The organism is Dactylosporangium sp. CA-139066, from assembly GCF_050936175.1.
Classification (GTDB): Bacteria; Actinomycetota; Actinomycetes; order Mycobacteriales; family Micromonosporaceae; genus Dactylosporangium.
Genome location: NZ_JBNJNH010000002.1, coordinates 2,070,416 through 2,084,896 on the forward strand (window position 1 = coordinate 2,070,416; position 14,481 = coordinate 2,084,896).

Sequence of the window (14,481 nt, forward strand, 5' to 3'; positions counted from 1 at the left end):
TCCCGAGCTGCCTCGTTTGGTGTCGCGGCGCCGGTGAGTCTCGTCGGCGTCGCTACGCCAGCAGGCCTCGGAGCAGGGTCGCGTCGCCGCTGACGAGGAGCGTGTCGAAGGGCACGCGGCCCCACAGCGCCAGGGCCAGGTCGCTGGCCGGGCCGCTCGCCGTCGCGCGCTCGCGGTGATCGTCGTCGTCGAGCAGGGTGTCGGTGTCGAGCAGGGCGATGCCGGCGCCGCGGAGGCGGACGTACCAGACCTGGTCGACGTCCGTGGCGTGCAGCGCGATCATCCCGGCCCGGTCGTCGGGCCCGCTGCGCCGGCCCGAGGGCAGCCAGCTGTCGAGCACCTCGGTGACGTTGTCGCTGGCGAGCCGCGCCTCGATCGGCTCGGCGAGGCCGCCGGCCATCTGCGCGTCCCACCGGTGGATCGCCGTCTCGTGGGCCATCCGCCGGTGCCAGAACGACGCCTTCTTGGCCTGTGGCGCGAAGTTCCAGGCCGGCAGGTCGGGGTTGACGGCGTCGAGGGTCGCCACGAGCTCGGTGAACGCGTCGGTCCAGGCCGAGACCGCGTCCACCCCTTCCGGCAGCGGGTCGGTGCGCCGCGCTTCGGGCCGGTCGAGCACACCGCGGGCGACGTGTCCGGTGACGTACGTATATACCAGGCTCAAATGCCACGCGAGCTCGCCAAGGCTCCAGCCCGGACAACTCGGCACCGGCGCGTCGATGGGGGTCCCGCTGTTGAGGGCGGCGCGGAATGCGTCCCCCTCGGTGCGGAGGGCGGCCAGCCAGATGTCCTTGGTGAGCTGAGGCTTGCTCATAGCCATCAAGATTAGGGCAATGCGGTTGCCGGCGCGGTCCGCGCGGCCGCGACCCACCGGGCCATGGCGGCCGCCTCGGCCGCGGCCGCCGCTCGTGCCTGTTCCCGGCCGCGGTCGACCCACCGGGCCATGGCGGCCGCCTCGGCCGCGGCCGCCGCTCGTGCCCGTTTCCCGGCCCCGGTCGACCCACCGGGCCCGTGGCGGATGTCCCTGCCGCGCCCGCCATGCTCCCCGTTTCGTCACGCGGGTCTGCGCGGGCCGCGCGACCCACCCGGGGGCACTGTGGCGGACGTTCGGCCGCAGCGCACCGCCGGCCCGCTTCCGCGCTTCGCGCGAGCCTGGGGAGGCGCGACCGCGAGCGTGGGCAGGCGCGACCGCGAGTCTGAACAGGCGCGACCGCGAGCCTGCCCCTGAACAGGCGCGACCGCGAGCCTGCCCCTGAACAGGCGCGACCGCGAGCCTGCCCCTGAACAGGCGCGACCGCGAGCCTGCCCCTGAACAGGCGCGACCGCGAGCCTGCCCCTGAACAGGCGCGACCGCGAGCCTGCCCCTGAACAGGCACGACCGCGAGCCTGCCCCTGAACAGGCACGACCGGGCGCCGGCGCGAGGGTTCGCGGCGGAGGCAGCGGCCGTGCGCGGCGAGCAAACGTGCATATACGAAATGTCGGATATGTCCGTCACGAAGTGGCGGACATATCCGGAACAGCGGGGTCGATTGCGGCGTAGGGGAGCGTCACCTCGCCCAGGCGCCAGCGGGACGGGCGGTCCACGATCGGCCATCCCGCCTCGATGGCCGACTCGACGCAACGGCGCCAGCGCTGGCGCGGACCGAAGACCGACAGTGGGGCCGCCGCTCGCCAGCCGGCGTCCAGGGCGGACAGGAAGGCGTGGATGCGCTCGCCGGGCACGTTGTGGTGGATGAGCGCCTTCGGCAGGCGTTCGGCCAGGGTGCCGGGCGTGTCGAGTGTGGCCAGGCGGGCGGCCAGGGTCAGGGTGCGCGGGCCGGCGGGGGAGACGAGCACCCACGCGGCCAGGCGGCCGAGCTCGTCGCACGTGCCCTCGACGAGCAGCGCGCCCGTGGCGGTCATCGCGGACCAGGCCGCGGGTACGTCGGCCTCGTCGTACTGGCGCAGGACGTTGAAGGCGCGCACGAGCGTGGGGCGCAGGCCGGCCAGCTCGAAGCCGCCGAGGCGGAAGTCGAGGCCGGGGCGGGCGTAGGGGCGGGCGGCGGCCACCCGGTCCGGGTCGATCTCGAGGCCGACGACCGGCACGCCCAGGCGGGCGTGCAGCTCGATCGTCGTGATCGGCGAAGCGCCGTAGCCCAGGTCGACCACGAGCGGGTCCGGCGCCCGGCGCAGCCGCGCGCCGAGCGTCGCGGCGATCCAGTTGTCGACCCGGCGGAGACGGTTGGGGTTGGTCGTGCCCCGCGTGATCGACCCGATGGGCTTCACAGCACGCGATGGACCTTGTGCTGGGCGGCCTGGGCGAGGGGGCGGACCACGAGCCGGTCGATGTTGACGTGGTGCGGGCGGGTCGCGGTCCAGGCGATGCAGTCGGCGATGTCCTCGGCCACGAGGGGCTCGGCGACGCCGGCGTACACGGCGGCGGCCTTCTGCGCGTCGCCCTCGAAGCGCTTGAGCGCGAACTCGTCGGTGCGCACCATGCCGGGGTCGATCTCGACGACCCGGATCGGGCGGCCGTTGAGCTCGAGGCGCAGCGTCTCGGCCACGGCGGTCTGGGCGTGCTTGGCCGCCGTGTATCCGCCGCCGCCCTCGTACACGATCAGCCCCGCGGTGGAGCTCAGCACCACGATCGTGGCCCGGCCCGAGCGCTCCAGCAGCGGCAGCAGGGCCTTGGTGACCCGGACGGTGCCGAGCACGTTGACGTCGAACATCCACTGCCAGTCGTTCAGGTCGGCCTGCTCGACCGTCTCGGCGCCGATCGCCCCGCCGGCGTTGTTGACCAGGAGCTCGACCGTGCCGTCCAGCGCGCCCACGGCCTCGGCCAGGGCGGCGACGGACGCGTCGGAGGTCACGTCGGCCACCACCGCGGTGGCCGAGGAGAGCCCGGCGACGAGGTCCTTGAGCCGGTCCTCGCGGCGGGCGACGGCGACGACGTGGAAGCCCTCGGCGTCCAACCGGCGGGCGGTGGCGGCCCCGATGCCGCTGGAGGCGCCGGTGACCACGGCGATACGAGTAGACATGTGGCCATCCTGCACGATGTTGCCCGCGGCGCAGTGACCAACGCAACGGTGGGTAGACGGCCGCGGGCGAGGGAACATGGACGGTTGGGAGAATGTAACCACCCGCAAGTACGTTTCAACAGGATGACAGGAGCACCTCGTGGCGCGGGTCGACTCGCTGCACGGCCATACCCCGCAGTCCCGCCGCTCACTGCCCAGGCGCGTCGCCACGCTGTCGGTGCACACCTCGCCGCTGGACCAGCCGGGCACCGGCGACGCGGGCGGCATGAACGTGTACATCGTCGAGGTGGCACAGCGCCTGGCCCGGGCCGGCGTCGAGGTGGAGATCTTCACGCGGGCGACCACCAGCGAGCTGCCGCCGGTCGTCGAGATGGCGCCGGGCGTGCACGTGCGCCACGTCGTCGCCGGGCCGTTCGAGGGGCTGGCCAAGGAGGACCTGCCGGCGCAGCTGTGCGCGTTCACCGGCGGCGTGCTGCGGGCGGAGGCGGCCCGGCCCTACGGGTGGTACGACCTCGTCCACTCCCACTATTGGCTCTCCGGGCAGGTCGGGTGGCTCGCCAAGGACCGCTGGGGCGTCCCGCTGGTGCACACCGCGCACACGCTGGCCAAGGTCAAGAACCAGCTGCTCGCCGACGGTGACAAGCCCGAGCCCAAGGCCCGCGTGATCGGCGAGGAGCAGGTGGTCGGCGCGGCCGACGCCCTCGTCGCCAACACCCCGGCCGAGGCCGAGGACCTCCTGGATTTGTACTCCGCCGACCCCCGCAAGGTCAGCGTCGTCCCGCCCGGCGTCGACCTCGAGCGGTTCGCGCCGCGCCCCGGCCGCAAGCGCGCCGCCCGGGAGCGCTTCGGCCTGCCGCTCGACGCGCGCGTGGTCGCCTTCGCCGGGCGCATCCAGCCGCTCAAGGCCCCCGACGTGCTGCTGCGGGCCGCCGCCGAGCTGCACGCCGGCGACCCGAAGCTGCTGGTGGTGATCTGCGGCGGGCCCAGCGGCTCCGGCCTGGACCGGCCCACCGCCCTCATGGACCTCGCCCGCGACCTTGGCATCGCCGACATCGTGCGGTTCCTGCCGCCCCAGCCGCGCGACGCGCTGGCCGACCTGTTCCGCGCGGTGGACGTCGTCGCCGTGCCGAGCCACAACGAGTCGTTCGGACTGGTCGCGATCGAGGCGCAGGCGTGCGGCACGCCGGTCGTGGCGGCCCGCGTCGGCGGCCTCGCGACCGCGGTCCGCGACGGCGTGTCCGGCGTGCTCGTCGACACGCACAAGCCCGTCGACTGGGCGGCCGCGCTCGGGCCGCTGCTGGCCGAGCCGGCCCGGCGCGCGGCGCTGTCGCTCGGCGCGGTGCAGCACGCCCGCGAGTTCTCGTGGGCGCACACGGCCAGCGGCCTGCTGGCCGCCTACCGCGACGCGCTCGCGTTCCACCGGGAGGCGGTGGCGGCGTGACCGGCAAGGCCGAGATCGGCGCATTGATCGAACGAGTCGCCGCCGAGCGCGAGATCCCATGGGACAAGACCGGTCCCGACGCCTACGTCGTCACGCTACCGGGCACCCACAAGCAGAAGACGAACTGCAACCTGATCGTCGGCGAGCACGCGCTGCGCATCGAGGCGTTCGTCATGCGCCACCCCGACGAGAACCGCGAGGCGCTGTGGGAGTGGCTGCTGCAGCGCAACGCCCGCATGTACGGCGTGGCCTTCAGCGTCGACGCCAACGGCGACGTGTACCTGGTCGGCCGGCTGCCGCTGCACGCGGTCACCGAGGACGAGCTCGACCGGCTGCTGGGGGCGGTGCTGACGTACGCCGACGAGAGCTTCGACCCCATGCTCGAGATCGGCTTCGGCTCGGCGATCCGCCGCGAGTGGGAGTGGCGGGTCAAGCGCGGCGAGCCGCTGGACAATCTCAGGGCTTTCACGGACTTCGTCAATCGACCGGCCTAGCTACCATTCCGGGGTGTGATCGAGCGATCCCCCCTGGCCTGGAAGTCCGTCGGTGCGATCGCCGGCGGCGCGGTGCTGGCGCTGCTGCTCACCATCAGCCGATACGACTACCACCGCGATGAGCTGTACTTCCGCATGGTCGGCGCCCACCCCAGGTGGGGCTACGTCGACCAGCCGCCGTTCACCCCGCTGCTGGTGCACCTGTGCACGCAGGTCTTCGGCGACACGGTGTGGGCGGTCCGCATTCCCGGCCTGCTGTACGTCGCCGCCGCCGCCATCCTGCTCGCGTACATCGCCCGTGAGGCCGGCGGCCGCGCGCTCGCGCAGAGCCTGGCCGCGGCCGGGGTGCTGACCACGTTCCCCCTCACGGCCGGGCACATCACGATCACCGCCGCGCCCGACCTCGTCATGTGGCTGCTGGTCATCCTGTGCCTGATGGGCGCGCTCCTGCGGGACCGGCCGCGGTACTTCCTGCTGGCGGGCCTGTTCGCCGGCCTGGCGCTCTACAACAAGCACCTGGTGATCCTGCTGCTGCTGACATGGGCGGCCGGGCTGCTCGCCGTCGGGCCGCGCCCCGTGCTGCTGTCCAAGTGGCTGTGGGCCGGCGCGGCGATCGCGGTCGTGGTGGGGCTGCCCAACCTGCTGTACCAGATCGCCAATGATTTTCCGCAGATCCACATGGCGAATGCGCTGGCCGAGAACAAGGGCGCGGACGCCCGGATCACGCTCCTGCCGCTGCAGCTGGCGTGGCTCGGCCCGTTCTTCGTACCGGTGTGGATCGCCGGGATCGTGACCCTACTGCGCCGCGTGGAGCTGCGCCCGGTGCGGGCGTTCGCGATCGCCTATCCGCTGATGCTGGTGCTGCTGCTGGTGATTGCCGGCCAGCCGTACTACAGCTTCGGCCTCCTGGCCGCCCTGTTCGCCATCGGCGCCGTGCCGGCCGAGCGCTGGCTGCGCGACAGCGGCGCCCGGCGGGTGCTGCTCGCCGCGGCGGTCGTCGTCAACTGCGGTGTGGCGGTCGTCTCGTCGCTGCCGGTGCTGCCGATCGAGGTGCTCGCCAAGACCCCGGTCCCCGGCATCAACATCGGCATCGCCGACGAGATCGGCTGGCCGCGCTACGTGGCGCAGATCAAGGCGGTGTACGACGCGCTGCCGCCCGAGGAACAGGCGCACACGATCCTGTTCACCGGCAACTACGGCGAGGCCGGCGCCCTGGACCGCTACGGCAAGCCCCAGGGCCTGCCCGATGTCTACAGTGGACAGAACGAGCTGTGGTACCTCGGCCCGCCCCCCGAGTCGGCGACGGTCGTGGTCTGGGTCACCGAGGGCGATGGCCCGCTGCACCAGACGTTCTTCGGCTCGTGCGAGAGCAAGGCCGCCCTCGACAACGGTTACGGCATCGACAACGAGGAGCAAACAGCTCACGTCTACGTCTGCCGCGATCGGAAGGTCACGTGGGATGAGCTGTGGCCGAAGGCCCAACATTTCGATTGATATCGATTATTTCGAGTGTGTGAGCGAGCCGACAGCCCGTTTACTTGTCGCCGTATTCGCAGGCCGCGTACCGTCGTTTACGGATCCGGCGATTCCTGAAGTTGGGGAGCGGCGGGGGTGTTCGGGCCGCAAGGCCCACTCGCGGTGACGTGTCCGGGCGGGGCGCGTCGCTGCAACCGGCGGCACATAGCGGGTGTCGTGGACTGGGGGTGCATGGCATCCGCTGCCGCCGGTTCGAGTCCCCCTACTCGCACGCCTGTGGCGTGCTCGCGATGGGCCCGGCTCCTGTGTTTCGCGCTCGCTGCGCTCGCTCCCCAGTGGGGGCTTCGCCACCCACGCCCCCGTGTCGGGGGTCGCCGTTCGTGCTCATCCGCCGGGCGAGGCCTCGAACTCATCCGCCGGGCGAGGACTTGGAACCTTAGGGCGGCCGTATTGGGGCTTCGCCACCCACGCCCCCGTGTCGGGGGTCGCCGTTCGTGCTCATCCGCCGGGCGAAGCCTCGAACTCATCCGCCGGGCGAGGCCTTGGAAACTTAGGGCGGCCGTATTGGGGCTTCGCCACCCACACCCCTCGTGTCGGGGTCGCCGTTCGTGCGTGACCGCCGGGCGAGCCATCGAAACTTAAGGCGGCCGTAAAGACGCAACGGCCTCGATAGCCGTAATTTTCCTCGCATGCGCAGTGCGCCCGTGCGTCTTCTCGCCGCCGCGATTCTTCTGGCGGGGCTCTCCGGATGCGGTGCCAAAGCCGCCGACGGTTCGACGCCCGCCGCCGCGGCCGAGTCCTCACCGAGCGTGTCCGTCGAGGAAGACGCCGGGTCGGGGCGACTGGCCGCCGCGGGAGCCACGACGCCGAGCGCGACCAAGACATCGGCCGCCGCCAACTCCGGCGGCAAGGCGCCGACGCAGACGTTCGCCGTCGCCACCGCGCAGTTCACGTTTACGCGGGCCGGGCGGACGCTGCGGACCGTCGTGACGTACCCGAAGACGGCCGGGCGGTATCCGCTGGTGCTGTGGAGCCACGGGCTGCACGGGTCGCCGGAGGGGTACCAGGGCGTGACCCAGAAGATCGCCGCGGCCGGCTTCGTCGTGGCCGCGCCCGCGTACCCGTTCACCAACGACAAGGCCGACCCGTTCAACCAGAACGACATGGCCAACCAGCCGGCCGACGCCTCGGCCGTCATCACCGAGGTGCTCAAGCTCGACACCCAGGCCGGCTCGCCGCTCAACGGCCGGATCGACACCGCCCACGTCGGCGCCGCCGGGCACTCCGCCGGCGGGTACACCACCGCCGGCCTGCTCTCGGGCAACACCCGCGACGCCCGCCTTAAGGGCGCCGTCATCGTCTCCGGCGGCTCGATGGGCGGCAAGTTCTCCGGGGCCGCCACCCCGGTGCTGTTCATCCACGGCGACGCCGACGCCACGGTGCCGTACAGCAGCGGAAAATCCCTCTACGACGCCACCTCGTGGCCGAAGGCGTTCCTGACGCTGCTCGGCGGCGACCACGGCGCCGCGCTGTGGGGCACCACGCCGGCCGCCAATGCGGTGACGAAGACGATGCTCGACTTCTTCCGCTACAGCCTCTACGGCGACGCGGGCGCCCGCTCCCGGCTGCGCGCCGACGCCACCGCGCCGAACGCGGCCAAGTACGACGGCACGCTCTAGAGCGCGAAGACGTCCAGGAGGCCGGTGAGCTCCAGCTGGGCGTACGCGAGCGGGCGCGGGTTTCGCAGCCGCAGGGTGCAGCCGGCCCCGTTGGCGAGCTTCCAGCAGCTCACCAGCGCGCCGATGCCGGCCGAGTCCAGCAGGGTGACCGCGTCCAGGTCGAGGACCAGGGCGTCGGGGCGGAAAGCGGGCAGCACGGCCCGGACCGCCTCGGTGACCTGCTCGCGGGTGGCGATGTCCAGCTCGCCGGCCAGGCGGATGACGACCGTGTCCGGAGGCGTTGGCTCCAGGGTCGCCGACAAGCCGTCCAAAGTCCCGCCTCCTGCCGTCAGGGAAGCGCACCGACTACCCGGCGACCGGGACCGCAAACCTGTCCGCCTCCAGTTGCTCCGCCACCCGGCGCTCGCGGGCCGGCTGGATCAGCAGGTGGCCGGCGGCGGCGACCAGGCCCAGTCCGCCGCATACGATCCAGTGCCAATCGCCGAGGTACTGCAGGCTGACGCCGCCGGCGGCCGGGGCGATGAAGCCGGCCGCGGGGAAGGTGAGGTAGAACACGCTCTGGTACCGCCCGCGCAGCGCCTCGGGGGAGAGCTCGGCGATGACCGCGGCGTTCGGCGGGGCGGCGATCATCGAGCCGATCGTCCAGATCGTCGCCGCGGCCAGGTAGCCGGCCACGCCGTCGGCGAGGGAGACGGCGGCGAAGCCCAGGCCCAGGAACAGGTTGGCGACGGCGAGCGCGGTGCCCTTGCGCCAGCGGTCGATCAGGCGCGGGACGAAGAGTTGGCCGATGACGATGAGCAGCGCGGCGTAGGCGACGACCGAGCCGTAGACCGACGGGCGCAGGCCGTCGCCGGTGATCGCCAGCGGCAGGATCGTCGACGTCTGCGTCGACAGCACCGCGAGCAGCAGCGACAGGCCGACGAACAGCATGTACGCGCGGTCGGTCAGCGCCGTGTGCAGGCCGCCGGCGGGCTGGGCCGACGGGCGGCGGGCCGGGCGGGTCTCGTGCACCTTCCACAGGATCAGCAGCGCCGTCACCAGCGTGCCGGCCGCATCGACGGTGAACAGCAGGGTGAAGCTCACCTCGGCCAGCGCCCCGGCGAGGACCGAGGCCACCGCCATGCCGAGGTTGAACGCCCAGAACTGCAGGTTGAACGCGCGGCTGCGGTCCGCCGCCGGGGTCACGTCGACAATGGCGGCCACGAACGCCGGGCCCGGCATGGCGTGCATCACCCCGAGCAGCGCCGCGAGGCCGGCGATGAGTGGGATCGGCTGGGCGAACGTCAGGCCGGCCAGCACCGCGACCGCGCCGAAGTGGGCCAGCAGCAGCGTCGGGCGCCGGCCCCAGCGGTCGGCCAGGACGCCGCCGAGCAGGACGCCGGCGATGCCGCCGATGCCGTACGCGCCGACGACCAGGCCGGCGACGGGCACCGACAGGTGGCGGGCGGAGGTGAGGTACAGCGACAGGACGAGCGCGACGAAGCCGCCGACGCGGTTGATGAGCATGCCGGTCCAGAGGTACCAGTACAGCCCGGGGAGCCCGCCGATGGTGGACCGGTACCAGTTGCGCACGCCTGTCAACCCCTTTTGTTAAGGCTCCTTACAGTTCGATCTTAACCAGGCCGTCCTCGGTCAGGGCGGTGACCCTGGCCGCGCGTGCGGGCGCGGCCAGCAGGCTCCAGACGGCGGCGACGAGGGTCGCGCCGAAGCAGCCGAGCCACAGCGCGGTGTTGCCGCGCGCGTCGCGCACGAGCCCGCCGAGCGTGGGCGCGAGGAACGACGCCAGTTGCCAGGACAGGCCGAAGGCGCCCTGGTAGCGGCCCCGCATCGCGACCGGGGACAGCCCGGCGAGCAGGGCCGAGTTGGACGGCGCGTTGAGCATCTCGCCGGCCGTCCAGACCAGGACCGTCCCGGCGTACAGCAGCGGCATGTGCGCGAACGCGGTCAGCCCGAACCCGACGCCGATGATCACCGCCGAGACGGGCATCACATACGCCGCTCTCCGGTTGGCCAGCAGCCGGCTCACCCACATCTGCCCGGCCACGATGAGCACCCCGTTGACCGCGATCACCAGGCCGAACGTGCGCGGCGGCAGGCCGTCGGAGATCATCGCCAGCGGCAGCATCGACATGTGCTGCAGCATCACCAGCGCGATGAGCAGGTTGCAGGCGACGAAGCCGAGGAACACCCGGTCGTGCAGCACGGTGCGCAGGCCGCCGCGCTCGTGCGGCTCGGGCGCCGCGACCACCGGGCGGGTCTCCCGGATGCGCCAGGCGACGAGCAGGCCGGCCGCCGCCGTGGTGGCCGCGTCGCCGACGAACAGTGTCGTGTACCCGGCCTGGGCCGCAAACCCGGCCACCGCGGACGAGAGCGCGAAGCCGAGGTTGATCGCCCAGTAGTAGACGCTGAAGGCCCGCATCCGGTCGGGGCCGGGGACGATGTCGGCGATCATCGCGCCGAGCGGCGGGCGGGCCGACTCGGCGGCCACGCCGAGCAGGAAGGCGGCGGCGGTGACGGCGGCCGGTCCGCGGGCCAGGCCGAGCGCGAGCATCAGCGCCGCGGCGCAGAACAGCGACAGCAGGGCGGTCGGGCGGCGGCCCCAGCGGTCGGCGAGGTGACCGCCGATCGTGACCCCGATCGCGCCGCCGACGCCGTAGATCCCGATCACGAGGCCGGCGGCGGACTGGCTGAAGCCGCGCTGGGTGGTCAGGTAGATCGCCAGGAAGATGATGACGAAGCTGCCGGCCCGGTTGATCAGCGTGGCCGTCCAGAGGACCCAGAACTGACTCGGCAGCCGCTGCTTGCCCGTAATGAGTGCCACGGCTTGGCATCCTTACACCCGGAGCCGTGTGATGTCGAAGGCATTCGGTACGGGAGGATGAGTCCATGAGCGAAGTCGGGACACTGGTGCTCTTGCGGCACGGTGAGAGCGAGTGGAACGCCAAGAACCTGTTCACCGGCTGGGTCGACGTGGACCTCAGCGCCCAGGGAGAGGCCGAGGCCCGTCGGGGCGGCGAGCTGATCCGTGAGTCCGGTCTCCTGCCGGATGTGGTGCACACGTCAGTGCTGCGCCGTGCCATCCGTACGAGCGAGATCGCCCTGCACACCGCCGACCGGCACTGGATTCCCGTCCAGCGCAGCTGGCGGCTCAACGAGCGGCACTACGGCGCCCTGCAGGGCAAGAACAAGAAGCAGACGCTGGAGGAGTTCGGCGAGGAGCAGTTCATGCTCTGGCGCCGTTCGTACGACACGCCTCCGCCGCCGATCGCCGACGACGACGAGTGGTCGCAGGCCGGCGACGCCCGCTACGCGGCGCTGCCGCCGGAGCTGCGGCCGAAGACCGAGTGCCTCAAGGACGTCGTGGCGCGGATGCTGCCGTACTGGTACGACCAGATCGTTCCGCAGCTGCTCGACGGCAAGACCGTGCTGGTCGCGGCGCACGGCAACTCGCTGCGCGCGCTCGTCAAGCACCTCGACGGCATCTCCGACGAGGCGATCGCCAAGCTCAACATCCCGACGGGCATCCCGCTGCGCTACGACCTGGACGCGGACCTGCGCCCGGTCACGGCCGGCGGCACCTACCTGGACCCGGAGGCGGCCAAGGAAGCGGCCGCCGCGGTGGCGAACCAGGGCCGCTGAGGCGTCTCGGAGGGGGTCTCGGCCCCCTCCGAGCACGACCTACTGGCCGCGGGTGTCGAGCGTCTCGCCCGTGACGAGGAACACCACGTGCCGGCCGGCGTTCACGGCGTGGTCGGCGTAGCGCTCGTAGAAGCGCCCGAGCAGCGCCGAGTCGACGGCGGACTCCGTGTCCTCGGTCCACTTCGGGCTGAACATGAGGCCGAAGAGGCTCGTGTGCAGCTTGTCCATCGCGTCGTCGTCGCGCTCGAGCTGGGCGGCCGCCACGATGTCGAGGTTGGAGATGGCCGTCGAGATCTTGCCGGCGATCCGGTCGGCCACGTCGCCCATCTGCTCGAACGTCTCGACCAGCGGCTCCGGGACGGCGCGGGCCGGGTGGCGGCGCAGCGCGGTCTTGGCCACGTGGTCGGCGAGGTCGCCCATGCGCTCCAGGTCGGCCGCCAGGTGCAGCGCCGTGAGCAGCAGCCGCAGGTCGGAGGCGACCGGGGCCTGGCGGGCGCACAGGTCGTACACCTTGTCCTCGACGAGCCGGTAGAGCGCGTTGACCTCGGCGTCGCGGGCGATGACCTCTTCGGCGTCGGTCTGGTCGGCGTTGAGCAGGGCGTTGGTGGCCCGCTTCATCGCCGAGCGCACCGCGTCGGCCATCCAGACAAGTAGCTTATTGACCTGCAGAAGATCGGCACGATATTCGTCGCGCATAGTGCTCCAATCGTTTTGTACCTCACCGTAGGGCCCCAAGCCGCTCCTGCCGGTGAACACTGGCGACCAGCAGGGTGAACACTGGACGTCGTGAGCCCGTTTCGTACCTCCGTGCGCTCTGGATGCGGTACTGGGTCTCCTACGATCGGAGCGTGGATTGGAAGTTCCGGCAGTCGAAGGCCGAGGGACCGGCGATGACCGAGGTCCTCGACGCGCTGCAGGTCGGCGTCCTCGTTCTCGACGAGGGTGACAAACCCGTGCTCGCCAACGCGGCCGCACGGGAGATGGGCCTGATCCGGCAGCGCTCCGTGGCCGGCGCCGGTGGGTCGACCACCAGCGAGGAGGCGCACACGATCGTGCGGACCCTCGCCGGGCAGGTGCGGCGCACGGGTATCACCCGCGTCGTCGAGCTGGACCTGCCGCGCCTGACCCACGGCGAGCCGCTCGGGGTCAACGTCCGCGCCGTCGCGCTCGACTCCGGCCGGGTCGCGATCGAGGCCGCCGACGTCACCGAGGCGCACCGGGTCGCCCGGGTGCGCCGCGACTTCGTCGCCAACGTGAGCCACGAGCTCAAGACGCCCGTCGGGGCGCTGCAGCTGCTCGCCGAGGCGCTGCTGGACGCGACCGACAAGGACCCGGCCGCCGCGATCCGGTTCGCCGAGCGCATCAAGCACGAGTCGGCGCGGCTGGGCCGGCTGGTCTCCGAGCTGCTGGAGCTCTCCCGGCTGCAGGGCGCCGAGCCGCTGCCCGAGCCGGAGCCGGTCGACGTCGACAAGATCACCGCCGAGGTGCTCGACCGGGCCAAGACCCCCGCCTCGGCCAAGGAGATCGAGCTGCGGTTCACCGGCGTGCGCGGCCTGACCGTGTACGGCAACGAGAACCAGCTCGTCACGGCGGTGGTCAACCTGGTGGAGAACGCGATCGCGTACTCGCCGGAGCAGACGACGGTGACGGTCACCACGCGCGAGGACAACGGCTACGTCGAGATCGCCGTGGCCGACCAGGGCATCGGGATCGAGCCCCGCGACATCGACCGCATCTTCGAGCGGTTCTACCGCGCCGACCGCGCGCGCTCCCGGGCCACTGGCGGCACCGGGCTGGGCCTCGCGATCGTCAAGCACATCTCGACCAACCACGGTGGCCGGGTCATGGTGACCAGCACCGTCGGAGTTGGCTCGACGTTCACGTTGCGGCTGCCTGCGCGTCCGACGGAGGCCGCGCTGGCGCTACCGCCGTCAGTTGAGATCGGAGGGGCCCCATGATCGTTACGCAACAGCAACCTCAGACCCGCGGTTCGCAGCGCAGCGCGGCTCCCCGGCAGCTACGAAAGGACAGCACGTTGGCGCGCGTACTCGTGGTCGAGGACGAAGAGTCGATCTCCGACCCGTTGTCGTACATGCTCCGTCGAGAGGGCTTCGAGGTCTCCATCGCGGCGACCGGCACCGAAGCCCTGACCGAGTTCGACCGCACCGGCGCGGACATCGTCCTGCTCGACCTGATGCTTCCCGAGATGTCCGGCACCGAGGTGTGCCGGCAGATGCGGCAGAAGTCCAACGTGCCGATCATCATGATCACGGCGCGGGACAGCGAGATCGACAAGGTGGTCGGCCTGGAGATCGGCGCCGACGACTACGTCACCAAGCCCTACTCGCCCCGGGAGCTGGTGGCCCGCATCCGCGCGGTGCTGCGCCGCCAGGTCGACACGGTCGGCGAGCTCGCCCCGCCGACGCTGTCGGCCGGCCCGGTCCGCATGGACGTCGACCGGCACGTGGTGACCGTCGCCGGCGATGCGGTACAGCTGCCGCTCAAGGAGTTCGAGCTCCTCGAACTGCTGCTGCGCAACGCCGGCCGGGTGCTGACCCGCGGCCAGCTGATCGACCGCGTCTGGGGCGCCGACTACGTGGGCGACACCAAGACCCTCGACGTGCACGTCAAGCGGCTGCGCTCGAAGATCGAGCCGGAGCCCTCGGCGCCGCGCTACATCGTCACGGTGCGCGGCCTCGGGTACAAGTTCGAGCCGTAGGTGCAGTGCTGGCTGCAA

General features: G+C 71.9%; 14 protein-coding genes. 7 read left to right on the forward strand and 7 right to left on the reverse strand.

Annotated elements, in window-relative coordinates:
* Positions 1 to 52 precede the first annotated feature (52 nt).
* The 3 genes from ACQEVU_RS54295 to ACQEVU_RS54305 form a co-directional block, all read right to left on the reverse strand.
* Complete coding sequence (locus ACQEVU_RS54295; RefSeq protein WP_433338903.1) at positions 53 to 811, reverse strand: maleylpyruvate isomerase family mycothiol-dependent enzyme; 759 nt, start codon at positions 809 to 811, stop codon at positions 53 to 55.
* 678 nt (positions 812 to 1,489) lie between these two features.
* Positions 1,490 to 2,263: a class I SAM-dependent methyltransferase gene (locus tag ACQEVU_RS54300; protein ID WP_433338905.1), complete on the reverse strand. Its 774-nt coding sequence runs from the start codon at positions 2,261 to 2,263 to the stop codon at positions 1,490 to 1,492.
* The gene (locus ACQEVU_RS54305) at positions 2,260 to 3,015 is read right to left on the reverse strand and encodes an SDR family oxidoreductase (RefSeq protein WP_433338907.1); all 756 of its coding nucleotides are present in this window, start codon (positions 3,013 to 3,015) and stop codon (positions 2,260 to 2,262) included. Before ACQEVU_RS54305 ends, ACQEVU_RS54300 begins: the two co-directional genes overlap by 4 nt.
* A 139-nt stretch (positions 3,016 to 3,154) precedes the next feature.
* Here ACQEVU_RS54305 and mshA point away from each other — a divergent pair, with 139 nt between their 5' ends.
* The 4 genes from mshA (at position 3,155) to ACQEVU_RS54325 (ending at position 8,105) form a co-directional block, all read left to right on the forward strand.
* Positions 3,155 to 4,456, forward strand: coding sequence for a D-inositol-3-phosphate glycosyltransferase (gene mshA / locus ACQEVU_RS54310; protein WP_433338909.1), 1,302 nt, complete (start codon positions 3,155 to 3,157; stop codon positions 4,454 to 4,456).
* Positions 4,453 to 4,950 (forward strand): YbjN domain-containing protein, encoded by a 498-nt coding sequence (locus ACQEVU_RS54315; protein WP_433338911.1) that lies wholly within the window; start codon positions 4,453 to 4,455, stop codon positions 4,948 to 4,950. The genes mshA and ACQEVU_RS54315 overlap by 4 nt, the downstream gene beginning before the upstream one ends.
* 15 nt (positions 4,951 to 4,965) lie before the next feature.
* Positions 4,966 to 6,444: an ArnT family glycosyltransferase gene (locus tag ACQEVU_RS54320; protein ID WP_433338913.1), complete on the forward strand. Its 1,479-nt coding sequence runs from the start codon at positions 4,966 to 4,968 to the stop codon at positions 6,442 to 6,444.
* Between the two features lie 671 nt (positions 6,445 to 7,115).
* Positions 7,116 to 8,105: an alpha/beta hydrolase family protein gene (locus ACQEVU_RS54325; RefSeq protein WP_433338915.1), complete on the forward strand. Its 990-nt coding sequence runs from the start codon at positions 7,116 to 7,118 to the stop codon at positions 8,103 to 8,105.
* On the opposite strand, the gene ACQEVU_RS54330 is transcribed toward ACQEVU_RS54325, so the two are convergent.
* From ACQEVU_RS54330 to ACQEVU_RS54340, 3 genes are read right to left on the reverse strand one after another with little or no spacing between them, the layout of a single operon-like run.
* Complete coding sequence (locus ACQEVU_RS54330) at positions 8,102 to 8,407, reverse strand: STAS domain-containing protein (protein WP_433338917.1); 306 nt, start codon at positions 8,405 to 8,407, stop codon at positions 8,102 to 8,104. The genes ACQEVU_RS54325 and ACQEVU_RS54330 overlap by 4 nt on opposite strands.
* A 43-nt stretch (positions 8,408 to 8,450) precedes the next feature.
* Positions 8,451 to 9,677, reverse strand: coding sequence for an MDR family MFS transporter (locus ACQEVU_RS54335; protein WP_433338919.1), 1,227 nt, complete (start codon positions 9,675 to 9,677; stop codon positions 8,451 to 8,453).
* A gap of 28 nt (positions 9,678 to 9,705) precedes the next feature.
* On the reverse strand, positions 9,706 to 10,926 hold the full coding sequence (locus ACQEVU_RS54340; RefSeq protein ID WP_433338921.1) for an MDR family MFS transporter: 1,221 nt from the start codon (positions 10,924 to 10,926) through the stop codon (positions 9,706 to 9,708).
* A 65-nt stretch (positions 10,927 to 10,991) separates the two neighbouring features.
* Here ACQEVU_RS54340 and ACQEVU_RS54345 point away from each other — a divergent pair, with 65 nt between their 5' ends.
* Positions 10,992 to 11,744, forward strand: coding sequence for a phosphoglyceromutase (locus tag ACQEVU_RS54345; RefSeq protein WP_433338923.1), 753 nt, complete (start codon positions 10,992 to 10,994; stop codon positions 11,742 to 11,744).
* A 39-nt stretch (positions 11,745 to 11,783) separates the two neighbouring features.
* Here the strand turns inward: ACQEVU_RS54345 and phoU are convergent, their stop codons facing one another.
* On the reverse strand, positions 11,784 to 12,440 hold the full coding sequence (gene phoU, locus ACQEVU_RS54350; protein ID WP_433338925.1) for a phosphate signaling complex protein PhoU: 657 nt from the start codon (positions 12,438 to 12,440) through the stop codon (positions 11,784 to 11,786).
* A 122-nt stretch (positions 12,441 to 12,562) separates the two neighbouring features.
* Between phoU and ACQEVU_RS54355 the strand changes: the two genes are divergently transcribed.
* Together ACQEVU_RS54355 and ACQEVU_RS54360 are read left to right on the forward strand one after the other, a co-directional pair.
* Entirely contained in the window at positions 12,563 to 13,702 is a 1,140-nt protein-coding gene (locus tag ACQEVU_RS54355; RefSeq protein ID WP_433338927.1) for a sensor histidine kinase, read from the forward strand.
* Between the two features lie 77 nt (positions 13,703 to 13,779).
* Positions 13,780 to 14,463 (forward strand): response regulator transcription factor, encoded by a 684-nt coding sequence (locus ACQEVU_RS54360; RefSeq protein WP_363332644.1) that lies wholly within the window; start codon positions 13,780 to 13,782, stop codon positions 14,461 to 14,463.
* Positions 14,464 to 14,481 lie beyond the last annotated feature (18 nt).

What these genes read in the sequence shown, in the direction of transcription:
- ACQEVU_RS54295 (WP_433338903.1), bottom strand. Translation starts at nt 811, where the DNA reads ATGAGCAAGCCTCAGCTCACCAAGGACATCTGGCTGGCCGCCCTCCGC.
- ACQEVU_RS54305 (WP_433338907.1), bottom strand. Translation starts at nt 3,015, where the DNA reads ATGTCTACTCGTATCGCCGTGGTCACCGGCGCCTCCAGCGGCATCGGG.
- ACQEVU_RS54325 (WP_433338915.1), top strand. Translation starts at nt 7,116, where the DNA reads ATGCGCAGTGCGCCCGTGCGTCTTCTCGCCGCCGCGATTCTTCTGGCG.
- ACQEVU_RS54345 (WP_433338923.1), top strand. Translation starts at nt 10,992, where the DNA reads ATGAGCGAAGTCGGGACACTGGTGCTCTTGCGGCACGGTGAGAGCGAG.
- phoU (WP_433338925.1), bottom strand. Translation starts at nt 12,440, where the DNA reads ATGCGCGACGAATATCGTGCCGATCTTCTGCAGGTCAATAAGCTACTT.
- ACQEVU_RS54355 (WP_433338927.1), top strand. Translation starts at nt 12,563, where the DNA reads ATGCGGTACTGGGTCTCCTACGATCGGAGCGTGGATTGGAAGTTCCGG.